Annotated in this window: 5 protein-coding genes; 2 read left to right on the forward strand and 3 right to left on the reverse strand. The window is 72.9% G+C overall.

Annotated elements, in window-relative coordinates; genetic code table 11:
- Positions 1–67: 67 nt before the first annotated feature.
- Positions 68–1,207, forward strand: coding sequence for a glutamate--cysteine ligase (locus tag ABD52_RS35580; RefSeq protein ID WP_047894632.1), 1,140 nt, complete (start codon positions 68–70; stop codon positions 1,205–1,207).
- Positions 1,208–1,241: 34 nt separating this feature from the next.
- Here the strand turns inward: ABD52_RS35580 and ABD52_RS35585 are convergent, their stop codons facing one another.
- Positions 1,242–2,069 (reverse strand): PIG-L family deacetylase, encoded by an 828-nt coding sequence (locus ABD52_RS35585; protein WP_047894628.1) that lies wholly within the window; start codon positions 2,067–2,069, stop codon positions 1,242–1,244.
- Positions 2,070–2,142: 73 nt separating this feature from the next.
- On the opposite strand from ABD52_RS35585, the gene ABD52_RS35590 reads away from it, so the two are divergent.
- Complete coding sequence (locus ABD52_RS35590) at positions 2,143–2,856, forward strand: hypothetical protein (protein ID WP_047894629.1); 714 nt, start codon at positions 2,143–2,145, stop codon at positions 2,854–2,856.
- A 52-nt stretch (positions 2,857–2,908) separates the two neighbouring features.
- On the opposite strand, the gene ABD52_RS35595 is transcribed toward ABD52_RS35590, so the two are convergent.
- Both ABD52_RS35595 and ABD52_RS35600 read right to left on the reverse strand, forming a co-directional pair.
- Positions 2,909–5,719, reverse strand: a complete 2,811-nt coding sequence (locus ABD52_RS35595; RefSeq protein ID WP_047894630.1) for a glycoside hydrolase N-terminal domain-containing protein — start codon at positions 5,717–5,719, stop codon at positions 2,909–2,911.
- A gap of 88 nt (positions 5,720–5,807) precedes the next feature.
- On the reverse strand, positions 5,808–6,154 hold a 347-nt coding region (locus tag ABD52_RS35600; RefSeq protein WP_047894631.1), incomplete at its 5' end, for a cellulose binding domain-containing protein.

The following is a 6,154-nucleotide window of genomic DNA, read 5'->3' on the forward strand; positions in this document are numbered from 1 at the left end:
CGTACCGTCGAGACATGACTCCGCCTCACGTCGACACGCCGACCGTTCCGTGCCGGTGGAGCCGTCGGTGAGGCCGCGGCCCACCACCACCGCCACCACCCCGCAGATCCCCACCGTCCTGACCCTCGGGGTGGAAGAGGAGTTCCTGCTGCTGGACCCGGCCACCGGCGAGAGCATGCCGGTCGCCGACCGGGTACGCGGCGCGCTCGCCGGCACCGCCCGCGAGCAGAGCCGGCAGGAGTTCCGGCACAGCATGGTGGAGATGGTGACGCCGGTCAGTCCGGATCTCGGAGAGCTGCGGGAGCACCTGGTCACGCTGCGGCGGGCGGCGGCCCGGGCGGCCGACGCGGCCGGGGCGCGGCTGGTCGCCGTCGGCGCCACCCCGGTCTGCGAGGCCCACCGCACGGTGCCCGACGAGCAGCGCTACCACGACATGTCCCGCCGGTTCGGCCCGGTGGCCCACGACCCGGCGGTCTGCGGCTGCCACGTCCACGTCGGCGTGCCGGACCGGGAACTCGCAGTGCAGGTCTGCAACCACCTGCGTCAGTGGCTGCCGGTGGTGCAGGCGCTCACCACCAACTCGCCGCTGCACGACGGGCGGGACACCGGGCACGCGAGCTGGCGTTCGATGCAGCTGGAACGGTGGCCGAGCATCGGGCCGACGCCGCACTTCGACTCGGCCGCCGACTACGACGCGACGGTGGCGGACCTGATCACCGCCGGGATCATGCTGGACGCCGCGATGGTCTACTGGTACGCGCGCCCGTCCGCGTCGTACCCCACTGTGGAGGTCCGCGTCGGCGACGTCTGCCCCACTGTCGACGACACGGTGCTGGTCGCCGGGCTGGTCCGGGCGCTCGTGGCCACCCTGATCGACGACGTCCGCGCGGGCGTGCCCGCGCCACGCATCCGGGACTGCCTGGTCGCCGCCGCGCACTGGCGGGCCGCGCACGACGGTGTGGACGGCCGGCTCGTCGACCTGCGTACCGGGCGGCCCCGGCCGGCCTGGGACCTCGTCGACGACCTGTTCGACACCGTCACGCCCGCGCTGACCCGCCACGGTGACCTGGACCTCGTCCGGCGCGAGCTGGACCGGGTGCGCCGGGACGGCACCGGCGCCACCCGGCAACGACGGATCATGGCCGAGACCGACGGGGACGTCCGCGCCGTGCTCGATCACCTGGCCGCGCAGACCGTCTCGACGTGAGTCGATGACCTCTCCGGACCGGGCCCGCGACCGGTCAGCGCAACCCGGCGAACAGGTCGTCCTCGGGTGTGGCCGCGCCGGTGGTGTCCCGCACCCGCACGAACGTCTCCATGCCCATCAGCTCGGTGAACCGCTCCTGCCCCAGACGCAGGAAGAAGATGTTCTCCGCCTGGCTGGCGTGCGCGGCGAGCGAGGCGAACTTCTGCCCGCCGTAGCCGCGGGTGTCGACCCAGGTGGTGATCTCGTCGTCCGGCAGGCCCAGCGCCGGCATCTCGTCGGTCGCCTCCGGCTCGGGGAACTCCACCCCGATCTCCCGCATGACGGTGCCGAACTGCTGGAACGCGCTGCGTGGCACGGTGGTCCAGTAGACCTTGGCCGGGATGCCGGTCTGCTCCACAGCGGCCATGGTGATCCGGTGGGCCTGGATGTGGTCCGGGTGGCCGTAGAAGCCGTTCTCGTCGTAGGTGACCACCACGTCGGGGCGGTAGCGCCGGATCAGCTCGGCGAGCCGGCCGGCCGCTTCGGCCACCGGCGTGTTCCAGAACGCGCCGGGCGCGTCGTTCGTCGCCCAGCCCATCATCCCGGAGTCGCCGTAGTCGAGCGTCTCCAGGTGGGTGACCTTCAGCGCCTCGCAGCTGGCCGCCAGCTCGGCGCGGCGCATCTCGACCACGGCCTTCGGGTCGTGCCCGGGGTCGCCCGGCTTGATCCCGCCGGGACCGTCGCCGCACCCCCCGTCGGTGCACGTCACAAGCACTGTGGTGACGCCCTCGGCCGCGTAGCGCGCCAGGACGCCGCCGGTGCTCGTCGCCTCGTCGTCGGGGTGCGCGTGCACCGCCATCAGGGTCAGGGATCGATCGGTCACCCCGTCACCATACGAGCATCGGCCGACGAACTAGCATTGCCCGGTCCGCAGACGGCGACGGAAGCGAGGCGCGATGGGTTGGCTCCAGCGGTTGCTCGGGGGCGGACGGGTCGAACTGGACCCCACACGTCAGCAGGAGCTGCTGCGGGACGTCCGGCAGTCCTACGGGGCGCACGCCCGCCTCCGGTTCCCGGAGCAGGCCGACGCGATCACCCGGCTGCTGTCCGATGACGACGGTCTCGTGGTGGCCGCCGGGATCGTCTGCGAGGCCGCCGACCAGGCGCACGCCGACCTGCTCGCCCAGGCGCAGGAGGTGTTCCGGCGCACCGGGCGGCGGCTGCTGGTGCACCGCCGCAACTACCGGCCCCTGTGGAAGGAGGCCGGGCCGGCGCTGCGCTGGCCGCTCGGCGCGCTGCCCAGCGGGCTGCACCCGTACGCGCAGGTCAGCGCCGCCGTGGCGGTGGTCGGCGGGCGGGCCGATCGGCTGGATCGGGTGACCGACCCGCAGCCGTTCGTGACGCGCCTGTTCGAGGTGCTCGACCTGACCACCGCCGGCTGGGAGTTCGGCCGGGTGCGTGTGGACACCGACAGCGCGACGCTGGTGGAGCGGCTGATGGGCACCGGCGCGCGGGTGCTCGCCACGATGGACGACCCGCCCCGGCTGCCGCCGGCGGTACGGGAGATGATGCGCCGCAACCACCGCATCGCCGTGTACGACCCGGCCGGTCCCCGCGTGGTCGGCGAGCTGAACCTGGGCGCGCGGCTGCGCGAGACGCTGCTGGCCTGACCGGCGGCACGCCCCGCCCCGGCCGGGTGGCCGAAGCGGGGTGCGTCGGTGCTCAGGTGGTCGTGCAGGTGAGGTTCGCCGGCGGGTTGTTGCTGCCGTTGACGGCACCGATGAAGCCGAACGTGGTGGAGCCGCCGGCCGGCAGCGAGCCGTTGTAGTCGACGTTGCGCACCGTCACGTTCGCGCCGTTCTGGGTGTGCGTGCCGCTCCAGATCTGGTTGATCACCTGCCCGTTCGGGAACGTCCAGGAGACCGTCCAGCCGCGGATCGCGGTGGCGCCGGCGGTCACCGTGACCTCGGCCTGGAAGCCACCGGACCACGAGCCGGTGATCGCGTACGTGGCACGCGCGCCGGACGGCGCCGGGGAGCTGGTGGTGGGCGCCGGGCTCGGCGTCCTACTCGATGTGGGTGTGACGGTCGGGGTCGGCGACGGCGTCACGCCGGGCCGGGCCGCGCGGTAGGTGTGCCCGGCGCGGACGGTGAGCGCGACGACGTCGGACTCCGGCCGGGTGGTGGCGGGTGTGCTGCCGTCGGTGACGTCGGCGAGGGTGAAGCTCCCGGTGAACAGCCGGGACCGCAGTCGCAGCGTGCCGTCGCGGTCGGCGCGGACGGTGATCTCGTCGGCCTGGCCGCTGCTCCAGGTCAGCGACACCGTGTAGCCGCCCCGGCCGCGCAGGCCCGCGACCTGCCCGGCGGGCCAGGCGGTCGGCAGCGCGGGCAGCAGGTGCAGCTCGCCGGTGTGGCTGTGCAGCAGCATCTCGGCGATGCCCGAGGTGGCGCCGAAGTTGCCGTCGATCTGGAACGGCGGGTGCAGGTCGAACATGTTCGGCGCGAGCCGGTCGGTACGCACCAGGTCGCGCAGGAGCTTGTGGGCGCGGGCGCCGTCCTCCAGCCGCGCCCAGAAATTGATCTTCCAGGCGAGGGACCAGCCGGTCCCGTCGTCGCCGCGCAGCTCCAGCGTCCTGCGGGCGGCCTCGTACAGCGCCGGGGTGCCGCGCTTGGTGATCTGGTTGCCGGGGTGCAGCCCGTACAGGTGGGAGACGTGCCGATGGGTGCGTTCGGTCTCGACCCAGTCGGCCAGCCACTCCTGCACGTTCCCCCGCGAGCCGACGCGGCTCGGCGGCAGCCGGTCCCTGGCGGTGCGTACCTGGGACCGGAAGGTGGTGTCGACGCCGAGCACCTCGCTCGCCCGGGCCGCGGCGTCGAACAGGTCGCGCAGGATCTGGTTGTCCATCGTCGGGCCGGCGCAGACGCTGGCGTTCGCGTGGTGCGCCAGCTCCGGCGAGTTCGACGGGTTCGTCACCAGGTAGCCGAGCGTCGGGTGGGCGACCAGGGTGTCGAGGAAGAACTGGGCGGCGCCCTTGAGCGCCGGGTAGTTGGCCTGGAGGAAACCGCTGTCGCCGGTGAACAGGTAGTGGTCCCAGATGAGCGTGCTCAGCCAGGCCCCGCCGGTCTGCCACATGCCCCAGAACGCGCCGTCCACGACAGACGCGCCCCGCCAGGCGTCGGTGTTGTGGTGGGTGACCCAGCCGCCGGCACCGTACTGCGCCTGGGCGACCCGCGCGCCGGTCACGGTGAGGTCCTTGACCATGTCGAAGACCGGCAGGAAGCACTCGGAGAGGTTCGTGGTGTCGGCCGGCCAGTAGTTCATCGGCAGGTTGGCGTTGACCGTGTACTTCGAGTCCCAGGACGGCGTCAGCGAGTCGTTCCAGATGCCCTGGAGGTTCGCCGGCTGGGTGCCCGGCCGCGACGAGGAGATCAGCAGGTACCGCCCGAACTGGAACAGCAGCGCGGCGAACTGCGGGTCGTTGGTGCTCGCGTGCTGCGCGATCCGTACGTCGGTCGGCTGGTCGGCGGCGGCCGTGCGGCCCAGGTCGATCGTGACCCGGTTGAACAGCGCCTGGTAGTCGGCGCGGTGGCGGGTGCGGAGCTGGTCGACGGCGACGCTCTTGGCGGCGTTCAGCCGGTTGCGGGCGATGCCCTGGTAGTCGCCGTTGACGGTGCGGTAGTTGACGTAGCTGGTGCCGATCGAGACCAGGACCGTCACGCTGGTGGCGCCGGACACCCGCAGCGTGCCGCCGGAGCTGCTGACCGTGCCGCCGGTGACGGCGGCGTTCGCCAGCGCGAGGAACCGTACCGAGCCGGTGACCCCCTCCATCGACCCGGAGACGCCGTCGAGCGCGATGGTCGCGCCGTCCGGGCTGGACACGGTGGTCCGCTGCGGGCTGTCGAACGCGGCGGAGAACGTGATCGCGTTCGCGCGGTCGGCGGTCAGCCGGAGCACTATGACCTGGTCGGGCGCGCTGGCGAACACCTCCCGCTGGTACCGGACGCCGCCCTGCACGTACGTGGTGGTGACGGTGGCGGTGGTGAGGTCGAGCGTCCGGTTGTACTGCGTCGCCCCGCTCGCCGAACCGAAGGCGAGCCGGAGGTCGCCGACGGTCTGGTACGCGAGCTGACCACCCGGGCTGCCCATCATGGTCTGGTTGATCAGGTCCTGGGCCGAGGTCCACTGGTCGGCGAAAACCCGACGCCGGATCTCGGCCAGGTTGGCCGCGCCCCTGGTGTTCGCCGAGTCGTACGGGCCGCCGGCCCAGACGGTGTCCTCGTTGAGCTGGAGCCGTTCGGTGTCGACGTTGCCGAACACCATCGCGCCGAGCCGCCCGTTGCCGATCGGCAGGGCACGCAGCCAGTCGGTGCCGGCCGGTTCGTCGTACCAGAGTGCCAGGTCGTTCGCGGCCAGCACCTGTGGTGGCGCCGCCGAGCCGGCGCGTGCGGCGGCGCTCCAGGCGGCCGGCACCAGCGCGGCACCGGCCCCGGCCGCGCCGGCCTTGAGGATGTTCCTTCGGGTCACGTCGGACATGGTCTTCTCCTCGCAGGCGGGTCGGGTGGTGGTGCGGCCGGTGCGCGGGCGGGTCGGCGTCGGCCCGCCCGCGCACCGGGTGCGGTGGCTACCTCGCGCAGGCGACGCCGTTGAGGGTGAACGCCGCCGGTGCGGCCGTGTTGCCGGTGTGGTTCGCCTGGAAGCCGAGGCTGACCGAGGCGCCGGGCGCGATGGTGGAGTTGTAGGAGACGTTGCGGGCGGTCACCTGACCGGAGCCGGGCGAGTAGGTGGCGTTCCAGCCGGAGGTGATGGTCTGCCCGCCCGGCAGGGTGAAGACCAGCGACCAGCCGTTGATCGCGCTGCCGCCGGTGTTGGTGAGGGTGAGGTCTTCGGTCAGGCCGGTGTTCCAGGCGTTCACCGTCGCGGTGACCTTGCAGGCGACGCCGGACGGCGGCGGGGTGGTCGGGCCGGGGG

Origin of the sequence: Micromonospora sp. RV43 (genome assembly GCF_001029515.1) — a bacterium.
Lineage (GTDB): Bacteria > Actinomycetota > Actinomycetes > Mycobacteriales > Micromonosporaceae > Micromonospora > Micromonospora aurantiaca.